This is a genomic window from Candidatus Caldatribacterium saccharofermentans (genome assembly GCF_050267035.1).
Classification (GTDB): Bacteria; Atribacterota; Atribacteria; order Atribacterales; family Caldatribacteriaceae; genus Caldatribacterium; species Caldatribacterium saccharofermentans.
In genome coordinates this window covers 563,210-582,499 of sequence record NZ_CP187957.1, presented here as the reverse complement: position 1 = coordinate 582,499, position 19,290 = coordinate 563,210, and the positions used below count along the sequence as shown (strand labels likewise).

Annotated in this window: 21 protein-coding genes, 1 riboswitch and 1 other annotated feature; of the genes, 19 read left to right on the top strand and 2 right to left on the bottom strand. The window is 56.0% G+C overall.

What is annotated here, in order from left to right; translation table 11 throughout:
* Positions 1-41: 41 nt before the first annotated feature.
* The 3 genes from crcB to ACPT9Q_RS03015 all read left to right on the top strand — a co-directional run bounded on the left by crcB (position 42) and on the right by ACPT9Q_RS03015 (position 1,667).
* The gene (gene crcB / locus ACPT9Q_RS03025; RefSeq protein ID WP_017872173.1) at positions 42-419 is read left to right on the top strand and encodes a fluoride efflux transporter CrcB; all 378 of its coding nucleotides are present in this window, start codon (positions 42-44) and stop codon (positions 417-419) included.
* 3 nt (positions 420-422) lie between these two features.
* Positions 423-752 carry a DUF190 domain-containing protein gene (locus ACPT9Q_RS03020; protein ID WP_017872172.1) on the top strand — a complete coding sequence of 110 codons (330 nt, stop codon included), beginning with the start codon at positions 423-425 and terminating at the stop codon, positions 750-752.
* Positions 753-871: 119 nt separating this feature from the next.
* Positions 872-1,023: riboswitch (FMN riboswitch) on the top strand.
* Between the two features lie 83 nt (positions 1,024-1,106).
* Complete coding sequence (locus ACPT9Q_RS03015) at positions 1,107-1,667, top strand: ECF transporter S component (protein WP_427366262.1); 561 nt, start codon at positions 1,107-1,109, stop codon at positions 1,665-1,667.
* On the opposite strand, the gene ACPT9Q_RS03010 is transcribed toward ACPT9Q_RS03015, so the two are convergent.
* On the bottom strand, positions 1,620-2,150 hold the full coding sequence (locus ACPT9Q_RS03010) for a methylated-DNA--[protein]-cysteine S-methyltransferase (protein ID WP_427366260.1): 531 nt from the start codon (positions 2,148-2,150) through the stop codon (positions 1,620-1,622). The genes ACPT9Q_RS03015 and ACPT9Q_RS03010 overlap by 48 nt on opposite strands.
* A 56-nt stretch (positions 2,151-2,206) precedes the next feature.
* Positions 2,207-2,415: a binding site (T-box leader), on the top strand.
* Between the two features lie 43 nt (positions 2,416-2,458).
* Between ACPT9Q_RS03010 and ACPT9Q_RS03005 the strand changes: the two genes are divergently transcribed.
* The 10 genes from ACPT9Q_RS03005 (at position 2,459) to speD (ending at position 13,487) form a co-directional block, all read left to right on the top strand.
* Entirely contained in the window at positions 2,459-3,466 is a 1,008-nt protein-coding gene (locus tag ACPT9Q_RS03005) for an ABC transporter substrate binding protein (RefSeq protein ID WP_017872168.1), read from the top strand.
* Entirely contained in the window at positions 3,463-4,425 is a 963-nt protein-coding gene (locus ACPT9Q_RS03000; RefSeq protein ID WP_427366258.1) for an ABC transporter permease, read from the top strand. The genes ACPT9Q_RS03005 and ACPT9Q_RS03000 overlap by 4 nt, the downstream gene beginning before the upstream one ends.
* Before the next feature lie 3 nt (positions 4,426-4,428).
* The gene (locus ACPT9Q_RS02995; RefSeq protein ID WP_017872166.1) at positions 4,429-5,226 is read left to right on the top strand and encodes an ATP-binding cassette domain-containing protein; all 798 of its coding nucleotides are present in this window, start codon (positions 4,429-4,431) and stop codon (positions 5,224-5,226) included.
* A gap of 18 nt (positions 5,227-5,244) precedes the next feature.
* Positions 5,245-6,561 (top strand): TrpB-like pyridoxal phosphate-dependent enzyme, encoded by a 1,317-nt coding sequence (locus ACPT9Q_RS02990; RefSeq protein WP_017872165.1) that lies wholly within the window; start codon positions 5,245-5,247, stop codon positions 6,559-6,561.
* 99 nt (positions 6,562-6,660) lie between these two features.
* Positions 6,661-8,394 carry a sodium-extruding oxaloacetate decarboxylase subunit alpha gene (gene oadA, locus ACPT9Q_RS02985; RefSeq protein WP_017872164.1) on the top strand — a complete coding sequence of 578 codons (1,734 nt, stop codon included), beginning with the start codon at positions 6,661-6,663 and terminating at the stop codon, positions 8,392-8,394.
* A gap of 6 nt (positions 8,395-8,400) precedes the next feature.
* The gene (locus tag ACPT9Q_RS02980; RefSeq protein WP_427366256.1) at positions 8,401-9,888 is read left to right on the top strand and encodes an acetyl-CoA carboxylase biotin carboxylase subunit; all 1,488 of its coding nucleotides are present in this window, start codon (positions 8,401-8,403) and stop codon (positions 9,886-9,888) included.
* A 47-nt stretch (positions 9,889-9,935) separates the two neighbouring features.
* On the top strand, positions 9,936-11,468 hold the full coding sequence (locus tag ACPT9Q_RS02975) for an FGGY family carbohydrate kinase (protein ID WP_017872162.1): 1,533 nt from the start codon (positions 9,936-9,938) through the stop codon (positions 11,466-11,468).
* 14 nt (positions 11,469-11,482) lie between these two features.
* Positions 11,483-12,166 (top strand): flavin reductase, encoded by a 684-nt coding sequence (locus tag ACPT9Q_RS02970; protein WP_017872161.1) that lies wholly within the window; start codon positions 11,483-11,485, stop codon positions 12,164-12,166.
* A gap of 49 nt (positions 12,167-12,215) precedes the next feature.
* Entirely contained in the window at positions 12,216-12,683 is a 468-nt protein-coding gene (locus ACPT9Q_RS02965; RefSeq protein ID WP_017872160.1) for a hypothetical protein, read from the top strand.
* A gap of 351 nt (positions 12,684-13,034) precedes the next feature.
* Entirely contained in the window at positions 13,035-13,487 is a 453-nt protein-coding gene (gene speD / locus ACPT9Q_RS02960; protein ID WP_017872158.1) for an S-adenosylmethionine decarboxylase, read from the top strand.
* Between the two features lie 54 nt (positions 13,488-13,541).
* Here speD and ACPT9Q_RS02955 read toward each other — a convergent pair whose 3' ends face one another.
* Entirely contained in the window at positions 13,542-13,898 is a 357-nt protein-coding gene (locus tag ACPT9Q_RS02955) for a TraR/DksA C4-type zinc finger protein (RefSeq protein ID WP_017872157.1), read from the bottom strand.
* A gap of 163 nt (positions 13,899-14,061) precedes the next feature.
* On the opposite strand from ACPT9Q_RS02955, the gene ACPT9Q_RS02950 reads away from it, so the two are divergent.
* The 6 genes from ACPT9Q_RS02950 to aroC all read left to right on the top strand — a co-directional run bounded on the left by ACPT9Q_RS02950 (position 14,062) and on the right by aroC (position 19,280).
* A complete protein-coding gene (locus ACPT9Q_RS02950; protein WP_427366253.1) occupies positions 14,062-15,135 on the top strand; it encodes an RNA-guided endonuclease TnpB family protein in 1,074 nt (357 codons plus the stop codon).
* A gap of 82 nt (positions 15,136-15,217) precedes the next feature.
* A complete protein-coding gene (gene rlmN, locus ACPT9Q_RS02945) occupies positions 15,218-16,261 on the top strand; it encodes a 23S rRNA (adenine(2503)-C(2))-methyltransferase RlmN (protein ID WP_026137173.1) in 1,044 nt (347 codons plus the stop codon).
* Positions 16,258-17,274 carry a 3-deoxy-7-phosphoheptulonate synthase gene (aroF, locus tag ACPT9Q_RS02940; RefSeq protein WP_427366251.1) on the top strand — a complete coding sequence of 339 codons (1,017 nt, stop codon included), beginning with the start codon at positions 16,258-16,260 and terminating at the stop codon, positions 17,272-17,274. The genes rlmN and aroF overlap by 4 nt, the downstream gene beginning before the upstream one ends.
* A gap of 2 nt (positions 17,275-17,276) precedes the next feature.
* The gene (locus ACPT9Q_RS02935) at positions 17,277-17,792 is read left to right on the top strand and encodes a prephenate dehydrogenase/arogenate dehydrogenase family protein (protein WP_017872154.1); all 516 of its coding nucleotides are present in this window, start codon (positions 17,277-17,279) and stop codon (positions 17,790-17,792) included.
* Positions 17,789-18,124, top strand: a complete 336-nt coding sequence (locus ACPT9Q_RS02930) for a prephenate dehydrogenase dimerization domain-containing protein (RefSeq protein WP_017872153.1) — start codon at positions 17,789-17,791, stop codon at positions 18,122-18,124. The genes ACPT9Q_RS02935 and ACPT9Q_RS02930 overlap by 4 nt, the downstream gene beginning before the upstream one ends.
* Positions 18,114-19,280, top strand: a complete 1,167-nt coding sequence (gene aroC / locus ACPT9Q_RS02925) for a chorismate synthase (protein WP_017872152.1) — start codon at positions 18,114-18,116, stop codon at positions 19,278-19,280. The genes ACPT9Q_RS02930 and aroC overlap by 11 nt, the downstream gene beginning before the upstream one ends.
* Positions 19,281-19,290: the final 10 nt, after the last annotated feature.

The following is a 19,290-nucleotide window of genomic DNA, read 5'->3' as shown; positions in this document are numbered from 1 at the left end:
TTCCACCTCTGGGGTGGAGTCTTCCAGAAAGGGGAGTACCGTTGAAAGACCTTCTCCTTGTTGGTCTTGGCGGAGCGCTGGGGGCTGTGCTCCGTTTCAGCGTGGGATGGTGGGTGCAGAAGAACATCCTGACCTTTCCCCTTGGGACTTTCCTCATCAATGTCCTGGGAAGTTTCTTTCTGGGCTTCATTATGTATGCCGTCGAGTACGGTGGTTTCGTCGATCGCGAACTCCGTGTTTTCCTCACCATCGGGGTTCTCGGAGCCTTCACCACTTTTTCTTCGCTGGAGTACGAATCCCTGCGGCTTTTTGAGGAAGGGGAGCTCTCGCTCTTTTTCCTCAACCTCTTTGGCAACGTCGTCCTGGGTCTTGGTGCGGTGGTGCTTGGGAAAGTTCTGGCAGGCGTGTTTTTCCATTAAGCCATGAAGCGGGAAGAAGAGGCGGTCCTTTTACGGATTTTCATCGGGGAATCGGATAGGTACAGGGGAAAGCCTCTCTACCAGTACCTCCTTGAGATGTTCCGGAAGGAGGGCCTGAGCGGGGCAACGGTTTTTCGCGGTATCGCAGGATTCGGAAAAAAGAGCGTGCTCCAGGCAACCTCAATTCTCCGCCTCTCCACGGACCTTCCAATCGTCATTGAGGTCGTGGACACCAGGGAGAAGATTGAACGTATCAAGCCCATCATCGATGAGGCAGTGAAAGAGGGACTGGTGACGGAGGAAAAGGTACGGGTTTTCCTCTATGAGGGGTAATGACCGTTCCGTTTGCCCTCGAGGCCATGGTGGACGAGCTCCTTTTGGGTTCTTTCTGAAGGGAACACCCAGTAAAGGTTGACCCTCTCGCCTGCCCGGGGTATAATTTTTGAAAACAAAAACTTCTTCAGGGCAGGGTGAGGGGAAACCCAATTCCCGACCGGCGGTGAGAGGCGAAAGCCTCAAGCCCGCGAGCCCCTCTTCGGCAAAGAGGGGTTGATCCGGTGGAAATCCGGGGCCGACGGTACAGTCCGGATGGGAGAAGAAGTTTTTCCGGTTACCCTCAAGCCCTGAAGGCGAAAGAGCTTTCAGGGTTTTTTGTTTGCCCTGGGAAGGAGAAAGGGAGGTTGCACCGTGAAGAAGTACTTCATCTACGCTGGGGCTTTTGCTGCGCTTTCGCTTGTTCTCGACCTTTTTGTTCACTTCCCCCTGATTCCTTCGGCGTCGTTTTTGCTCTACCGGCCAGGGGACATCCCCATTCTCATGGTGAGCCTGAAGTTTGGTCCGGGGGCAGGGCTTTTTGCCGCAGCCATTGTGGCAGTGCTTTTTGCCCTCCTCACCGGGCAGGGCGGTCCCTGGGGTATGCTCATGTACTTTCTGGCCTGCGGAACCTTTGTAGGAGTGGCAGGACTTCTGTACAGGCGGCATCGAACCCTCCGGGGGGCCTTTTTTGGCCTTCTGGCCGGGCTTTTCATCATGACCGGGGTCATGGCTTTTGCCAACCTCGTCGTGACCCCCATCTACCTTGGGGTACCAAGGAGCACGGTCCTTGGAATGATTCTCCCGGTTGTGGTGCCCTTCAATCTCCTCAAGGGAGCTCTGAATGCCACGGTGACCCTGCTACTTTACAAAAAGGTGAGCGCGTTCTTAGAAGGGACTGTTCCTGTCCGGGCTGCTTCCCAGAAGCTCCAGTGAGAGAAGAAGGATTTTGTACCGAAGCCCGTACCCCGAAAACCCTCCAGGGGAGGATTTCCCCACCACCCGGTGGCAGGGGATGAAAAGAGGCAGCGGGTTTTTTCCCACCGCCCTTCCCACGGCTCTTGTGGCCCGGGGGAGGGCGATTGTTTCTGCAAGGTCCCTGTAGGTGACCAGGGTCCCGTAAGGAATGGAGGCAACGGCTTCAAGGACTCTCCTGGTGAAGGGGGAGAGGTGTCCGAGATCAAAAGGGTACGGGAAACTCACGCGTTGCCCCTCAAAGTATGCCTGGACCCGGGAAGTGACCTCGGGGAAGGGCGGTGTGCCGGTAGTGAGGCTTTTCAGCGTCACTCCGTAGCGGGCAAGGTGCCTCAGGGCTTCTTCCTTTGTCCTCTGGGGTAGGACGAAATGCGTGAGGCTTTCCCGCCAGCCAAGAAGGGCAAAACCAAAACGGGTGGGAATGAAACATATTCCAAGCTCCATGGTTTACTTCTCTCTTTTTCTGCGTATAATAAAGATAGCTCAGAGAAAGGTCAAGAGGAAATCCTGGGAAGGGGAAGAGTAGTCTCCGGGTCTCCCTCAAAGAGAGTCGGGGGAAGGTGGAAGCCCGGCAGGGAGATGGAGATGAATGGGCCCCTGAGGAGCAGGCCGAAGGATAGTAGGCTGTGCCGTTTTCCCCGATAGAGGAACAGAGTGGGGTGATGAGCCCAAGAAGGGTGGCACCGCGAGTTTGCCCCTCGTCCCTGGCGGCGAGGGGCTTTTTTGTAAAACACGCTGAAGGGGGGTTGAGCATGAGAAAGATAGGCATTGTGGTGCTTGTGCTTTTCGTCCTTGGGGTGTCTCTGGGGGCTCTGGCTCAAGATAAGGTGAAGATTGGGATCATGCAGATTGTCGACCATCCAGCGCTCAACGCCGTTCGTCAGGGGTTCATCGACGCCATGAAGGAAGTCTACGGGTACGTGGAGGGCGAAAACGTCGAGTACGATGCCCAGTCTGCTCAGGGTGACGTAGCCACGGCCAACACCATCGCCCGGAAGTTCGTCACCGAGAAAGTGGACCTCATCGTTTCCATCGCCACACCGACCTCGCAGGCGGCGGTGAACGCCACCAGAGATATCCCCATTGTTTTCTCCGCCGTAACCGATCCGGTGAGTGCTGGACTCGTCAAGGACCTGGAAAAGCCCGGTGGTAACGTCACGGGAATTTCGGATATGACTCCGGTGGCACGGCAGATTGCGCTCATTAAGTTTCTCTTCCCTGAGGCAAAGCGGATTGGGACGCTCTACAACGCGGGAGAAGTGAACTCTGTGGTCACCAATGAACTCGCCAAGAAAGCCTGCGCCGAGCTCGGCCTTGAGCTTGTGGAGGCTACTGTAGCGAGCACGGCCGATGTGGCTATAGCTGCCCAATCCCTTGTGGGGAAGGTCGACGCCATCTACGTCTCAACGGACAACACCGTGGTCAGTGCCCTGGATGCGGTGGGGAATGTGTGTCTAGCCAACAAAATCCCCCTGATTCTTGCCGACCCAACGACCATTGGCAAGGGAGCACTCTGTGCCCTTGGGTTTGACTACTACCTCCACGGGAGGCAAACTGCGGACATCGTGGCCCGGATTCTTAAGGGAGAGAAGCCCGGAGATATTCCGGTGGAGTTCGCGAAAAAGCTCTCTCTCCTTGTGAATCCGAAGACTGTGGATGCTCTGGGTCTGTCCATGGGAGATCTTGAGGTCAAAGTGCAGCAGTTTGTTGAGGAAATGAAAAAGGAGGGTGTGGAGGTTACCTTCGGTAAGGTCGAATGACAGAAAGGCCCCGCGTAAGGGGGCCTGCTTCTTACGCGGGGCTGCGGAAGGGGGCCTGTGGTATTCGGGAGTTCTTCCTTTACAGTGTCCAGGAAGGGTTACTTTTTGGTATTCTGGCTCTGGGAGTTTTCATCACCTTCCGATGTCTGAACTTTCCTGATCTGACCGTTGACGGGAGTTACCCTCTTGGGGCAGCGGTCTTTGCCCTCATGATGTACCGGGGGTATGGTCCGATAGCAGGTGTGGTGGGTGCCCTTGCAGCCGGGGCTTTAGCGGGGCTTTTCACCGGCGTTCTTCACACCTTTTCCCGAATTCCTGCTCTTCTCTCGGGTATTCTCACCATGATTTGCCTGTATTCCATAAACCTTCGGATTATGGGGAGGCCGAATATTTCGCTTTCGGAGAACCTCGGGCACCGGACGATTTTTGTGATCCTGCGGGATGCTTTCCCCACCGTTCCCGAGGTGTACGTCCGTTTCCTTTTCCTCTTTGCCCTGCTTGTGGTTCTGAAGTTCCTCCTTGATGCTTTCCTGCAGACGGAAATCGGCCTTTCCATCCGGGCAACAGGGGACAACGAGACCCTTGTGGCGACTCAGGGAATTAATCCTGACGATATGAAGCTCATTGGTATCAGCCTTTCTAACGCTCTGGTGGCGCTCTCTGGGGCCATGTTTGCCCAGTACCAGAGCTTTGTGGACATCAACATGGGCATTGGCATGGTCATCTCAGGCCTTGCTTCAGTCATTGTGGGAGAGGTGCTCTTGCGGGGGAAAACAATTTTCGTGATGACCCTGCAGGTTATCGTGGGGTCGGTCGTGTACCGTCTTGCCACTGCTGTGGCCCTGAACTGGGGTTACAGCATTGGGTTCAAGCCCTATGACCTGAAGCTCTTTACAGGGATTCTCGTCATCATCATCCTTTCTTTTCCAGTTCTCAAAGAGAAATTCGGGAAGGCGTAAGCTATGCTCAAACTCGACCGGGTGAACAAGTACTTTTTCCGGAATACTCAGGATGAGCGATGGGCGGTGCGGAATTTAAGCCTTGAGGTGCGGAGGGGAGAGTTTGTGACCGTGGTTGGGAGTAACGGTGCGGGGAAAACGACGCTCCTCAACCTCATCAGCGGGACGTACTTTCCCGACAGCGGCCGCATCTTCATCGACGGCCACGATGTGACTACCGTTCCAGCCTATGAGCGGGCGAAGTACCTTGGCAGGGTCTTCCAGAACACTTTCCAGGGAACAGCCTCAAGTCTCACCATTGAGGAGAATCTGGCCATTGCGTACCTTAAGGGGAAGAGGAAGGGTATTCGCATGGCTATCAATGAAAAGATGCGGGAGTACTTCCGGGAACGGCTGGCAGAAATCGGCCTTGGCCTTGAGAGGCGGCTCAAAGACAGGGTTGGCCTTCTCTCTGGAGGTCAGAGGCAAGCGCTGGCGCTTCTCATGGCCACTTTTGGCAACCCCAAGATCCTCCTTCTTGACGAGCACACGGCAAACCTCGACCCCAAAACGGGGGAGAAAATCATGGAACTGACCACGCGCCTTATTGAGGAGAATGCCCTCACTGCCATCATGGTCACCCATAACCTCCAGGATGCCCTCCAGTATGGGAACCGCACTCTCATGATGGACGAGGGTGAAGTGGTTCTCGACATCTTCGGTGAGGAGCGGAAGAGGATGACCATCCAGGAGCTCCTCGAGCGTTTCAGCGAGCTGCGTCACAAGAAATTCGCAGAGGATAGAGCACTGCTCTCCTCATAGAAGAAAGGGGGAAAAAGTATGAACGAGAACCGTGTTCTTCTGAGCGAACGGGAAATGCCCACTGTGTGGTACAACATCCTCCCGGATCTTCCCCGCCCTCTGGATCCGCCGCTCCATCCTCTGACGAGGGAACCGGTGAAGCCCGAAGACCTTGCGCCCGTTTTCCCGCCAAGCCTTATCGAGCAAGAAGTGAGCTCCAGTCGTTTCATTGATATTCCCGGAGAGGTTCTTGACATCTACCGTCTGTGGCGGCCGACGCCTCTTGTGCGAGCTCGCCGGCTGGAGAAGGCCCTGAACACACCGGCGCGGATTTACTACAAGTATGAGGGAGTGAGCCCCGCGGGAAGCCACAAGCCAAACACTGCAGTCGCCCAGGCCTATTACAACAAAAAAGACGGCACAAAACGCCTGACGACAGAAACCGGCGCAGGACAGTGGGGTTCGGCTCTCGCCATGGCCTGTCAGTTCTTTGGTCTGGAATGTACGGTGTACATGGTGCGGGTGAGTTACGAGCAGAAACCCTACCGGCGGGTTCTCATGGAGACCTGGGGGGCGAAGGTGTACCCAAGCCCCAGCACTCGCACCAAAGCCGGTCGAGATATTCTCGAGAAAGATCCCAACTCTCTGGGAAGCCTTGGTATTGCCATCAGCGAGGCTATTGAGGATGCGGTGACCACACCGCACTCAAAGTACAGCCTGGGAAGTGTACTCAACCATGTGCTCCTCCACCAGACCATTATCGGGGAAGAGGCAAAGCTCCAGCTTGAGAAAATCGGTGAGTACCCCGATATCATTGTGGGCTGTGTGGGAGGAGGGAGCAACTTCGGAGGCATCCTCCTGCCCTTTATGCGGGATAAACTCGAAGGGAAGAAGAACTTCCGGGGAATTGCCGTGGAACCGGTAGCGTGTTCGTCGCTCCTTCGGGGGCGGTACGAGTACGATTACGGGGATGTGGCGAAGAACACTCCGCTTTTGAAGATGCACACTCTGGGTCACGAGTTCATCCCCCCGGCCATCCATGCGGGAGGGTTACGCTACCACGGAATGGCCCCCATCATCAGCCTCCTGTACGATGCTGGTCTCATCGAGGCCCAGGCTTACCACCAGAATGCGGTATTCGAGGCGGCGGTGCTTTTCGCCCGAACCGAGGGTTTTGTGATAGCCCCTGAGACGGCCCATGCCGTTAAGGCAGTAGTCGAAGAGGCGAAAAAGTGCGCCGAAACGGGTGAAGAAAAGGTCATCCTCTTCAACTGCAGTGGTCATGGGTTCCTTGACCTTGGGGCTTACGACCAGTACCTCTCTGGGAAACTCCCCGATGTGAACCACGAAAAATGAAAAAAGCGGGGCAATTTGCCCCGCTTTTCGAGACCCTTGCGTTGTCCCTCTCCCTTCCCTATAATTAGTCAAAATCACCCTCTGAGGAGGGAAGGCTTCATGGTGAAAATCACGGATACCACGCTTCGTGACGCCCACCAGTCGCTTATTGCCACGCGACTTCGCACCGAAGATATGCTACCGATTCTTGAGAAGATGGACGAGGTCGGGTTCTACTCGCTGGAATGCTGGGGTGGAGCGACCTTTGATGCTGCCATGCGGTATCTCTGCGAAGACCCCTGGGACCGGCTCCGGAAAATCAGGGAACGGGTGCAGAAGACGCCTCTGCAGATGCTACTTCGGGGACAGAACCTCCTGGGGTATCGCCATTACAGCGATGATATTGTGAAGCGGTTCATTCCCCTGTGCGTCAAGAACGGCATTGATATCATCCGGATCTTTGACGCCCTCAACGACATCCGGAATATGGAGCTGGCAATAAAGGTCGCCAAAGATGTAGGAGCCATTGTTCAGGGGGCCATATGTTACACCATAAGTCCCGTACACACCATTGAGTCCTTTGTGGAGCTTGCGGTGAAACTCGAGGAGCTTGGGTGCGATGTCATTTGTATCAAGGATATGTCGGGAATCATTTCTCCCCAGGCAGCCTATGACCTTGTCCTTGCTTTGAAGAGAAGCCTTCGCGTTCCTGTACACCTCCACACCCATTCCACAAGCGGCATGGGTATGGTGAGTTATTACGCTGCCTGCCAGGCAGGGGTTGACATCATCGATTGTGCCTTTTCCCCTTTTGCTGGAGGGACTTCGCAGCCACCGCTTGAACCCATGGTGGCGTGCCTCAAGGGAACACCCTATGACCCGGGGTTTGATTTAGAAAAGCTCATAGAAATCGGATATTACTGGCTCAAAGTACGGGAGAAATACCAGGCACTCATCACGCCTGTTGCTGAACGCCCTGATGTTAGCGTGCTCATCCACCAGATCCCGGGCGGGATGATTACCAATCTCTACTCCCAGCTCAAAGAACAGCGGGCTGTGGATCGTTACCGCGAGGTGCTTGAGGAGGTTCCCCGTGTCCGGGAGGATCTGGGGTATCCTCCCCTTGTGACGCCGACAAGTCAGATTGTGGGAACTCAGGCGGTGCTCAACGTCCTTATGGGCGAGCGGTACAAGAAGGTCACCGAGGAAGTGAAGCGGTACTGCCTCGGGTATTACGGAAGGCCTCCTGCCCCAATCAAAGAAGAAGTCCTGAAGAAGGTCATTGGGGACGAGAAGCCTATTGACGTGCGCCCCGCTGACCTCCTGGAGCCTGAATGGGAAAAGATTGTGCAGGAAGTGCAGGAACTCGGTCTTGCGGTAGATTCCGAGGAGGATATCCTCACCTACGCCATGTATCCACAAATTGCGGCGAAGTTTTTCCGGTGTGAGCTTGTACCCGAGGAAATTCCTGCTTCGACTTCCGGGGAAAAGGTGGGGACTGTGGCTGTCAACAACGTTCCTGACGAGTTTGTGGTGACGGTGGACGGGGAGGAGTTCCACGTGAAGGTTCGACCTGTGCTTTCGGTCACCCGCGTGGAGGAGGAAAAGAGGGAAACCCCCGTAAGACCCCGGGAAATCCCCAGGGGGGCTATTACCTCTCCCATGCAGGGGATGATTGTAGCGCTTAAAAAGAAGGTCGGAGACCGGGTGCAAAAAGGGGAGACCGTTGCCGTACTTGAGGCAATGAAGATGCAAACGGAAATCCATTCGGACTTTGAAGGTGTGGTGAAGGAGATTTACGTGTACGAGACAGAAATTGTGGATTTTGGCGATGTCATTATGGTTGTGGAGTGAACTTCTATGTTCCGAAAGGTTCTCGTGGCCAATCGTTCTGAAATTGCCGTGCGGGTCATGCGGGCGTTACGGGAACTCGGGATAAAATCGGTGGCCATTTACTCTGATGTGGACCGGCATGCTATCCACACGTACTACGCTGATGAGGCGTATCCTCTTGAAGGGAACCACCCCCGGGATACGTATCTCAACATCAAAAAGATTATCCAGATTGCCAAGAAAGCCCAAGTTGATGCCATCCATCCCGGATATGGTTTCCTGGCCGAAAACCCTTCATTTGCCTACGCCTGTGAAAAGGAGGGTATCGTCTTCATCGGTCCCTCAAGCAGGGTTATTGAGCTCATGGGCAACAAGATTGTCGCCCGCAAGATTATGAAGGAAGCAGGCGTTCCGGTTGTGCCGGGAAGTGATGGAGAGGTGCAGACCCTCGAAGAGGCGCTGCGTATCGCAGACAGCGTAGGGTACCCTGTTATTATCAAGGCTGCGGCTGGCGGTGGGGGCATCGGCATGCGGATTGTCCACACTCCCCGGGAGCTCGAGCAGGCAATGGCGCAGGCTAAGGCTACGGCGCTTTCTGCTTTTGGGGATGCAAGCATCTTCATTGAAAAGTACGTGTCCAACCCTCGCCATATCGAGTTTCAGATTCTTGCCGATGTCTACGGGAATGTCATCCACCTGGGGGAGCGGGAATGCACCATCCAGCGACGGCATCAGAAGCTCCTTGAAGAGGCACCGTCACCCGTCATGACCGAAGAACTGCGCCAGAAAATCGGCGCTCTTGCCGTTCGGGCAGCAAAAGCGGTGAACTACGTGAATGCCGGTACCGTGGAGTTCATTTACAGCGAGGGCAACTTCTATTTCATCGAGATGAACACCCGTATCCAGGTGGAACATCCCATCACCGAGATGGTCACCGGTATCGACATTGTGAAGGAGCAGATTCGTATCGCTGCGGGAGAACCTCTGTCCATACGTCAGGAGGACGTGGTGCTCCGGGGACACGCCATTGAGTGTCGTATCAACGCCGAAGACCCCCTGAATAACTTCGCTCCCTCTCCGGGGAAGCTCATCGGATACCGTTCCCCGGGAGGGATTGGTGTTCGGGTGGATTCAGGCGTTTTCACCTCCTATACCATTCCTCCCTTCTACGATCCGATGATTTCTAAACTCGTGGTCTGGGGAAGGACCAGGGAAGAGGCCATCAGGAGGATGGAACGCGCCCTGTACGAGTACATCATTGTCGGCCCAAAGACCAACATTCCCTTCCACAAGGCGGTCCTGGCCAATGAACGGTTCCGCCGTGGAGAGCTCACCACGCACTTTATCAGCGAGGAAAGTTCGCTCTTTACGGAGATGGAGCGCATTATGGCTGAAGAGCAGCCTCTTCAGGAGAAACTCCAGAAAATTTTCCGTGTCGAGGCAAAAGCCGCTGCGGCGGTTGCCGGAGTGGAAACATTTTTACACTTTGCCTCTGGAGAGAAAAAGACGAAGTAGCGTGTTACAATATTGTCAAACTTTTCCTTAGGGTTGGGGGTGAACGTATGTACCTTCTTGGAACCGATATCGGCACAAACGGTACGAAAACGGTCATGGTGGACGAGAAGGGGAATTTCATTGCCGACGCCTTCGTCGAGTACGACGTGATCACGCCGCGGCCCTCCTGGGCAGAGCAGTGGCCTGATGTGTGGCTTGACGCCGTGGTGAAAACCGTGGCCCGCTGCGTGGAGAAGTCCAAGGTGAACCCCAGGGATATCGCGGGTCTTGCCATCAGCGGACTTTACGGAGGGTCGGGAATTCCGGTGGACAGGGATATTCGGCCACTCCGCCCCTGCCTCATCTGGATGGACCGTCGGGCCCGGAAGGAAACCCAGTGGGTGAAGGACAATGTTCCCCTGGAGAAAATCTTTGGTATCACCGGCAATTACGTGGATTCCTACTACGGCTTCACCAAGATGATGTGGATTCGAAACAACGAGCCCGAGGTCTGGGAAAAGATTTACCAGTTTGTCACCCCCAAGGACTACGTGGTGTACTGCCTCACTGGAGAGCTGGCCACCGACTACTCCTCGGCGGGGAACATCGGCGGAGTTTTCGATATTCGCAAGAGAACCTGGTCTGATGAGATGTGTGAAATCCTCGGCATTCCGAGGAGAATGCTTCCGGAGAAAATCTACAAGTCCTCCGAAATCGTGGGTAAGCTCAAGAAAGAATTTGCCGAAAAGATGGGTCTTCTAAGCGGCATGCCCATTGTGGCAGGAGGTGTCGACGCCCCGGTGGCTCAGCTTGCCGCAGGTGTCCTTGGCCCTGGCGAACACGTGGCGATGGCAGGGACCTCAATGTGCTGGGGAACGGTTCACGACGGAACGTACCTCACGCCTTTTTTGGTGAGCTTCCCCTATGTGGTGTACGATGACCAGCTCATCTACACTTTTGGTGGGAGCGCAACTTCCGGGGCTCTGGCTCGCTGGTTCCGGGACCAGTTCGGCCGCTTGGAAAAGGAGGCGGAAAAGGATTTCGGTATCCCGGCGTATACCCTGCTTGAGCTCCAGGCTCGGGACATCCCCCCAGGGAGCGACGGCATCATCGTCCTTCCGTACTTCATGGGAGAACGTTCCCCCATCTGGGATCCGGATGCCAGGGGAACAATCCTTGGACTTTCTCTTTACCATACCCGGGCCCACGTCTACAAGGCTATGCTTGAGGCGGCAGCCTACGCTCTCCGGCACAACATGGAAGAGGCCCTGAAGACAGGCATGAAGCTTAATCCTGAATGCTGGATTGTCGGTGGGGTTGCCCGGTCCTCGTTCTGGGTGCAGATTTTTGCCGACGTCACTGGCTTTGATATGAAGCGTCTCTCCAAAGACGTTGAAGCACCCTTTGGCGATGCCTTCCTTGCAGGGCTCGGAACCGGGGTCATCGATAAACCCGAACGGATTAAGGAGTGGGTGAGTTTCCGGCCGATCATCAAGGTCGACCCGGAGAGGAAGGCTCTCTATGATCAGTACTACGCCCTTTTCCGGGAACTCTATGAGAAGACGAAGGACGTTATGAGGAAGCTCGCTGAACTCATGTAGGGGGTTTTTCATGAATGAACCTTGAGGCCCTTTTTTCTCTAAACTGCGGCATGTACGTGGTTGCCGCTCGGGCTGGGGAGAGCCTGGGGGGCTGTATCGTGAACGCCCTGGTGCAGGTGACCGCCTTTCCTCCACAGCTTGTGGTGAGCATCCACAAGGACAATGCCACCTGTGGACTCGTGGAGCGCAGCGGGTACTTTGCAGTGTCGGTCCTTGACCAGGATACACCACTCCAGCTCATCGGGCTCTTTGGCTTTCGGAGTAGCAGAGAGACGGGAAAGTTCGACCAGGTACCCTACTTTTTCGGGAAAACGGGTATGCCCGTTCTTTCCGAGCACACTGTAGCCTATGTTGAGGCCAAGGTGGTCAACCGTCTGGACGCGGGAACGCATATCCTCTTTCTTGGGGAAGTTGTGGAAGCAGAGTTCGTGAACCCCTCAGCCATTCCCATGACCTACGCGTACTACCGGGACGTGAAAGGCGGTAAAGTTCCCCGTAAAGCAGCAACGTACAAGGAAGAAAAGGCAGAGCCTGGGGAGATTGAGCGGTACCGTTGCAAGGTCTGTGGCTATATTTACGATGCCCGTTTTGGAGACCCCGATTCAGGGATTCCGGCGGGAACCCGCTTTGCTGATCTTCCCGAGACCTGGGTTTGTCCGATCTGTGGGGTAGGTAAAGACCAGTTCGAGAGGGTGTAGGGTGCCACACCCTCTCGAACCCCCTGATTTTCTGAGGAGGGGAAAGGACATGAGGGGTTTCAGCGGGATTGTCCTCCTTGTGCTGACTCTCACTTCGGCACTCCTTGGGTGTGGACCCTGGGAGACCGTTCCTACTGTTGCGCTTTCTGAGCTTCCGGCATGGGTGGGGAAACGGGTGGTGATTGAGGGGTGCCTGCGGTTTTCCTGTCCACAGGTTCCCGGGGCTTCGTATCCTCGGGATTGTCTTGTCTTTTTGCAGGAAAGCGAGTCCACGGCGTACCTTGAGTTTCCCCAGGGGAGAGAGGACCTTCGACGTACCCTGGACGGCTACTACGAGGCGAGCTTCACAGGATGTGTCCTCGTCCGGGTGGAGGGGAGGGTGGTGGAACGTTCCTGTGACGTCCCGGGATGTGTTCCCTGGATTTTCCTTGAGGTAGCAAGGATCCTCGAGGTTCAGGGAGTGCGGTCCCTGAGACCGGGAGCAGCTCACCCGAGAAATTTCTCCCCAGGTCGTTGACATCCTGGGGGAAAGGTATATAATAACCTCCGAAAACGTAAGGGGGTGGAAGAGGAGCTCCATGAGGCGTTGGAAAACGCCGGTTCTGTTCTCCTGAAAGCCCGGTTGAGGAATGGCTCCTTCCTCGATCGGGAGTGCCCCCCATGTGTTCTGGCATGAGAGGGGGAGCACCAGATGTGCTGTGAGCTGAAAAGTGGTGTTCCTTCTATCTTTGGGAAGTGAATAGCACAATGGTCACGGTGCTTGAAGCACCGTGACCATTGTTTTTGCTCGAGTATCTATCCCCAGGTGGCGCTGGGGGTAGATTTTTCCTTTTATCCTTGGGAGAGTTTCTGAAGGGAGGGATGCGCGATGGAGAAGGAAACCCTGGAAGTGGGCATGCACCTTGTGCTGGATGGTCGGAGCTCGGATCCTGAAATCATCGGAGATGTGGACCGTATCAGGAAGTTTCTGGACGAATTCCCGAAGTACATGGGCATGACCAAGGTCACTCCACCGTATGTGTTCCGGTATCAGGGGGCCACACCTGAGGAGAGTGGCATCTCTGGTATCGTCATCATTGCCGAAAGCCACATCAGCATTCACACCTTCCCTGCCCGGCGGTACGTGAGTGTAGACATCTTCTCCTGCAAGCCCTTTGACGTTGACGAGGCGGTTCAGGGGCTTGTGGAGTACTTCCGCCTTGTGGAGTTCCGCCGTCAGGTCTTCGACCGGGGCGTGGAGTACCCCAGAGACCTCTTTTCGAGCATTCCTCTGGTTTTGGAGGAACGATTGGAGATGCTTGGGAAAATGGCACACACTTGACTCACAACGTTCGTGTAGCGGGGCGAGTGGAAAAGAACAAAAGACCACTCGCCCTTATTTTTTTCTCTGGGCTTCCTGTTTTGCCTGGCACTCCACGCAGTATGAAGTATAAGGAATGGCCTGCAGACGTTCCAGAGGGATTTTCCTCCGGCAGATCTCGCAGGTGTCGTAGGTTCCGGCCTCAATTCTTCGGAGGGCTTTGTCGATCATCTCAAGGGTCTCAAGGAGCATTCTCCTTGAGGAGAGTTCAAGTTCCATGGAGAACGTGGCATTCCCCATGTCGGCTTCATCCAGGGCTTCCCCTCCCACACGACCATGTGCGTCCTGAGCTTTTCGTGCCAGGGCCTCGGTGACCTCTTTCCGAAGCCTCAGAAGTTCTGCCTGAAACTGGACTTTCTTCTCCTCGTCCATCGTTTTCACCGTCCCTTTTCCCGCGCCGGGGGCCCATGCCTTCAAGCATGGGGAGGAAGGCGCGGCTGACACCTTTTTCAAAAGCGGTACGTAACATGAAACTGTGAAACTTGTCAAAACAGTAAAGTGCAAACTCCAGGTTAATCCTGAGCAAGCCGAGGTTTTGCTGGAGACCCTGAGGCGGTTTGCCAACGCCTGCAACGATGTCCTCTGCGTCTCTCAAGAAAACCACACCACCAACAAGGTCAAACTCCAGCACCTCTGCTACCGCACCATCAAGGAAAGATACGGCCTGCAGGCTAACCTCGTCATCCGCGCCATCGCCCGTGTGGCTGAAGCTGCAAGGAAAAAGCTGAAGCCATCCAAACCTAAGAAGTTCAAACCCACGAGCATGAGCCTCGACCAGCGCACCTTCTCCTTCAACGAGAAGCGCTGGGAAGTCTCCATCTCCACGGTGGCGGGTAGGCTCAAGCTTCCCCTTGCCATCGGCAACTTCCAGCGCGAGCTCCTGACAGGGCAGAAACCCACTTCCGCCACCCTCTGTTACAGAAGGTGCATGAAAGCGTTCTCCATCAACATCGTCGTGAACCGGGAAGTGCCCCTCCCGCCACAAAACGGCAACGTTATCGGCGTTGACCGTGGTATCTACAATCTTGCCACCACCTCCAGTGGCTTGAGGTTCTCCGGGCGGCAGGCCATGCACGTCCGCAGACGCTACGCCCGGTTGCGGCAGGCGCTCCAGGCCAAGGGCACGAAGGGGGCCAAACGCCTCTTGCAACGGCTTTCGGGGAGGAAGCGCCGCTTTATAGCCGACCTCAACCACAGGATCGCCAAAGCTATCGTCAATTCCTGTAAGCCCGGTGATGTGATCGTCATGGAAGACCTGCGGTACATCCGGGAGCGAATTCGTGCTGCTAAAGAGCAACGTCTCCTTCAGCACTCCTGGGCTTTCGGGCAACTGGGCAAATGCATTGAGTACAAGGCTACCGAACGTGGCATCAGGGTAGTCTATGTAGATCCCAGACACACCAGCCAGCGCTGCCCGAGGTGTGGCTGTACCAACCGGAGTAACAGGCACAGGCACCTTTTCCGTTGCACCTCCTGTGGCTTTGTCGGCCATGCAGATATAGTCGCCGCAACCAATATCCGTCAGGTCTATCTTGAGACGCTGGCGGATGGGCCTCCGTCAGTAGGCCCTGAGGCGGCCTCAAGCCGCAAGCCCCGAGCTTTGGGGTAACTGACTTCCCGGGTATATTTTAAACCATCTGCGAGTGTTGTAAAATTACGATGCGAAGAAGTTTGCCTCTTTGGGGAAGAACGTGAAGAGAAACATTGTTGGTATGCTTCCTGAGGACCTTGTGTCCTGGCTTGGACGCGAGGGAGAACCCTCATACCGGGCAAGGCAGATTCTCCGGTGGGTCTATGAGAAAAGGGTATCGTCGTTCCAGGACATGAGCGATATCCCCCTGGGGTTGCGGGAGAGGCTCTCGGCGTCTTTTGTTCTTGGGACGACACGGATTGCCGAAGTCCAGACCTCTTCTGATGGAACGAAGAAGTTCCTTCTTGTCTTCCCTCAGGGGGATTCGGTGGAGGTTGTGGCCATTCCTCAGCGATCATGGTACACCGTGTGCCTTTCAACCCAGGTGGGGTGTCCGGTGCGCTGTCCGTTCTGCGCCACGGGAAGAGCAGGATTCCGCCGCTCTCTCACTGCCGATGAAATTGTGGAGGGAGCCTGGCGAGTGAGTCAGAGCGAAAGAGAGAGGATCACCCATCTGGTATTCATGGGTATGGGAGAGCCGCTGCTCAACTATGAAGAGCTCACCCGGGCTCTTCGGGTTTTCAATAGTCCCGAAGGTTTCGGGATTGGGTCGCGCCGGATTACAGTTTCCACGGTGGGGGTTCCGGAGAAGATGCTCCAGCTTGCCCGGGACTGGCCGGAGGTGAACCTCGCGCTGTCGCTGCATGCTCCCTCTGATGACCTGCGGAACTTCCTCGTTCCGCTCAACAGGACGTATCCTCTAAAGGAGGTGCTTGCCGCTTTGCGGGAGTACCTTCGCCTGACCCGCCGGCGGGTCACCATAGAGTACACCCTGTGGCAGGACTTAAACGATGGCAAAGTGCACGCCCTGCAGCTTTCCCGGCTTCTTCAAGGGCTCCTTGTCCATGTGAATCTCATTCCGGGAAACCGGATCAAAGGAACACCCTTTGTGCCTTCTCCGCCGGAGCGTGCCGCGGCTTTTGCGGCGCTTCTGCAAAGGCACGGTATACCGGTGACGCTGAGGAGGTCCAGAGGACGAGATATTCAGGCGGCCTGTGGAGAGCTCTATCGCATTCATGGTTTGAGGGGAGAGGTGGCGGGATGATTATTGTCTTAAAAAGTGGTGTGACGCAGCAGGAAATTGACGAGGTTGTGCGGCGACTGAAGCGCCTGGGATTTGGGGTGCACATCTCCCAGGGGGTTGAGCGGACGATTATCGGTGCTATCGGAGACGAGCGGGGGGTGAACCTGGAGGAGAAAATCGGGGTCCTCCCCTTCGTGGAGCGGGTAATCCCCATCCTCACTCCCTACAAGCTCACGAGTCGGGAGTTCCGGGAGACGGACACGGTGGTTCGGGTGGGGGATGTGGAGATTGGGCCGGGGAGATTCGTGGTGATGGCCGGTCCCTGTGCGATTGAATCTGAGGCCCAGATCGTTGAGGTAGCCCACCGGGTGAAGGAAGCAGGGGCAAAGATTCTCCGCGGTGGGGCCTTCAAACCCAGGACGTCCCCCTACAGTTTCCAGGGGCTTGGGGAAGAGGGTCTGCGGCTTCTGGCCAAGGCCAGAGAGGAAACGGGGCTTCCCTTTGTCACCGAGGCTCTGGGAATTGAGGAGCTTCCTCTTGTGGCCGAGTACGCGGACATGATTCAGATTGGGGCGCGGAACATGCAGAATTTCCGCCTTCTTGAGGCGGTTGGGCGACTCCGGAAACCTGTGCTTTTGAAGCGGGGCATGATGAACACCGTGGATGAGCTTTTGATGTCTGCAGAATACATCCTCGCCCAGGGGAACTACCAGGTGGTGCTCTGTGAACGGGGCATCCGGACCTTTGAGCCCTCAACCCGGAACACCCTTGATTTGAGCTGCGTGCCTCTTGTGAAGAAGAAGAGCCACCTTCCCATCATCGTGGATCCGAGTCACGGGACAGGACGGAGTGACCTTGTAATTCCGATGAGTCTTGCGGCGCTGGCCTGTGGTGCTGATGGCCTCATCGTTGAGGTTCATCCCAATCCCATTGAGGCGCTTTCCGATGGTCCCCAGTCACTGACTCCGGATCAGTTCACCACGCTCATGAAGGAGCTCCGGAAACTCGCGGTCATCATGGGGAGGGAAATGTAGGATTGGAGACGTTCACCGTTGGGATTGTGGGGCTCGGCCTTGTGGGAGGGTCACTGGGGCTTGACCTTGCCCTGTGGGGGAAGAAGCGCTGCATCATTGGGTACGACAGGGTTAAAGACGTCGCTCTCCAGGCCCGGGAAAAGGGCGCGATTGAGGTTGTGGCAGAGAGCGTCGAGGAAGTGGCGGAATGCGCCGATCTTCTCTTCATCGCCACACCAGTTCGGGAAATCCCCCGGGTGTTTTTTGCCGCCCGACCCTTCCTGCGAAAAGGCGTGAGAGTGCTGGACACAGGGAGCTCAAAGGAGTGGGTTTTTCGGGAAATTCGCCCTGAAGGACTTGATGTCGAATATGTTGGGTTTCACCCTATGGGGGGGTCGCGGGAAGGCGGGATTGACCGGGCCCGGCCTGGGCTTTTCCGGGGTATGCCGGTGCTTGTGATTCCGGGAAGAATCAGGGAGGAAACGCGGGTACTCCTCCAGGAGCTTGGAGAAGTCATTGGAGGACGGGTTTTTTTTTGACCCCTGGGGAGCACGATGAAATCTGTGCTTTCGTGAGCCATCTGCCACACATCCTGGCCAATGTGTTCCTGCAGACCGCCTGTGCGGTCCGGGAAGACATTGCCCGTTTTGGTGGTCCCTCTTTCCAGGATATGACGAGAGTCGCCGGATCCTCCCCTTCGGTGTGGGTGGATATTTTCCTCACCAATGAGAAGTTGCTTCGGGCTGCCCGGGAGTTTTTGCGGAATTTCGAGCGCTTCCTGTCCCTTCTTGAAGAGGGAAGAGAGACAGAGGTTCTTGCTTTCCTTCAGGAGATGGCGCGCCTTAAGGAGCAAACAGGACATGGGTCTTGAGTTTCGTACTGCAGGAGAATCTCATGGGAAGGGTATCCTCGTGTATCTGAGTGGATTCCCCGCGGGAATGGACATCGATGTGGCCTTCATCGAGGGTGAACTTTCTCGGAGGCGAAAGGGGTTTGGTGTAAGCCCCCGGATGGATCTTGAGGAGGACCGGGTGGAGGTACTCTCGGGTCTCCGCTTTGGCAAGACTCTGGGGAGTCCTCTGGTTTTCTGGGTCCGGAACAGGGAATACGAGAAGTGGCAACCCTTAATGGATCCGGTAGGGGAGAAGCCTGAAGGGTATGAACCGGTTACCGTTCCGCGGCCGGGACACGCTGACCTTGGGGGGATGGTGAAGTACCGTTTCGATGATATTCGCAACGTCATTGAGCGGGCAAGCGCGAGAGAAACGGTTGGCCGGTGCATTGCCGGGGCGGTGGCCAAGCTCTTCCTCCGGCACTTTGGCGTTCGTGTGGGAGGATTTGTGGAAAGCATTGGGGGTGTCCGGGTGGAGGTGGAAGATCGCCCCTTTGAGGAGATGGTGGAGCGAGCCCTCCTTTCCCCCCTTGCGGCACCGGATAAGGAAGAGGAAATGAAAAGGCGCATTGCCGAGGCCATAGACAGTGGCGATACCCTGGGAGGGACCTTCATCGTTGTGGCCTTCCATGTGGTTCCGGGTCTTGGAAGCTACGTTGAACTCGAGAAGCGTCTTGATAGCCGTCTGGCCTTCTACCTCATGGGGATTCCCGGAATCAAGGGCGTGGAGATTGGCGCAGGGTTTCTGGGAGCGATGCTTCCAGGAAGCCGCTTCCACGACGAAATCTGGTACGACCGAGGTCGCACTCCCTTCCCTTTCTACCGCAGGACCAACCGCAGCGGAGGTGTCGAGGGAGGGGTATCCACCGGGGAGGCTATCTGGGCCCGGTGTGCCATGAAGCCCATTCCTACCCTGAGGCAGGGGTTGCACTCAGTGGACGTGGTGTCCAAGGAAGACGTTGTTGCCCGATACGAGCGGTCCGATGTCTGCGCTGTCCCCCGTGCCCTTGTGGTTGGGGAGGCCATGCTTTCCTGGGTTCTGGCCTGTGCTTATGAGGAGAAGTTCGGAGGAGATACCCTCGAAGAAACGGTGGGACGTTTCCGAGAGTACTGTGCGTACCTTGAAAGCCTCTGAAGGTAGGAAG

Coding starts and splice junctions, on each gene's coding strand:
- ACPT9Q_RS03020 (WP_017872172.1), top strand. CDS start 423: ATGAAGCGGGAAGAAGAGGCGGTCCTTTTACGGATTTTCATCGGGGAA.
- ACPT9Q_RS03010 (WP_427366260.1), bottom strand. CDS start 2,150: ATGGAGCTTGGAATATGTTTCATTCCCACCCGTTTTGGTTTTGCCCTT.
- ACPT9Q_RS03005 (WP_017872168.1), top strand. CDS start 2,459: ATGAGAAAGATAGGCATTGTGGTGCTTGTGCTTTTCGTCCTTGGGGTG.
- ACPT9Q_RS03000 (WP_427366258.1), top strand. CDS start 3,463: ATGACAGAAAGGCCCCGCGTAAGGGGGCCTGCTTCTTACGCGGGGCTG.
- ACPT9Q_RS02995 (WP_017872166.1), top strand. CDS start 4,429: ATGCTCAAACTCGACCGGGTGAACAAGTACTTTTTCCGGAATACTCAG.
- ACPT9Q_RS02990 (WP_017872165.1), top strand. CDS start 5,245: ATGAACGAGAACCGTGTTCTTCTGAGCGAACGGGAAATGCCCACTGTG.
- oadA (WP_017872164.1), top strand. CDS start 6,661: ATGGTGAAAATCACGGATACCACGCTTCGTGACGCCCACCAGTCGCTT.
- ACPT9Q_RS02980 (WP_427366256.1), top strand. CDS start 8,401: ATGTTCCGAAAGGTTCTCGTGGCCAATCGTTCTGAAATTGCCGTGCGG.
- ACPT9Q_RS02975 (WP_017872162.1), top strand. CDS start 9,936: ATGTACCTTCTTGGAACCGATATCGGCACAAACGGTACGAAAACGGTC.
- ACPT9Q_RS02970 (WP_017872161.1), top strand. CDS start 11,483: ATGAACCTTGAGGCCCTTTTTTCTCTAAACTGCGGCATGTACGTGGTT.
- ACPT9Q_RS02965 (WP_017872160.1), top strand. CDS start 12,216: ATGAGGGGTTTCAGCGGGATTGTCCTCCTTGTGCTGACTCTCACTTCG.
- speD (WP_017872158.1), top strand. CDS start 13,035: ATGGAGAAGGAAACCCTGGAAGTGGGCATGCACCTTGTGCTGGATGGT.
- ACPT9Q_RS02955 (WP_017872157.1), bottom strand. CDS start 13,898: ATGGACGAGGAGAAGAAAGTCCAGTTTCAGGCAGAACTTCTGAGGCTT.
- aroF (WP_427366251.1), top strand. CDS start 16,258: ATGATTATTGTCTTAAAAAGTGGTGTGACGCAGCAGGAAATTGACGAG.
- aroC (WP_017872152.1), top strand. CDS start 18,114: ATGGGTCTTGAGTTTCGTACTGCAGGAGAATCTCATGGGAAGGGTATC.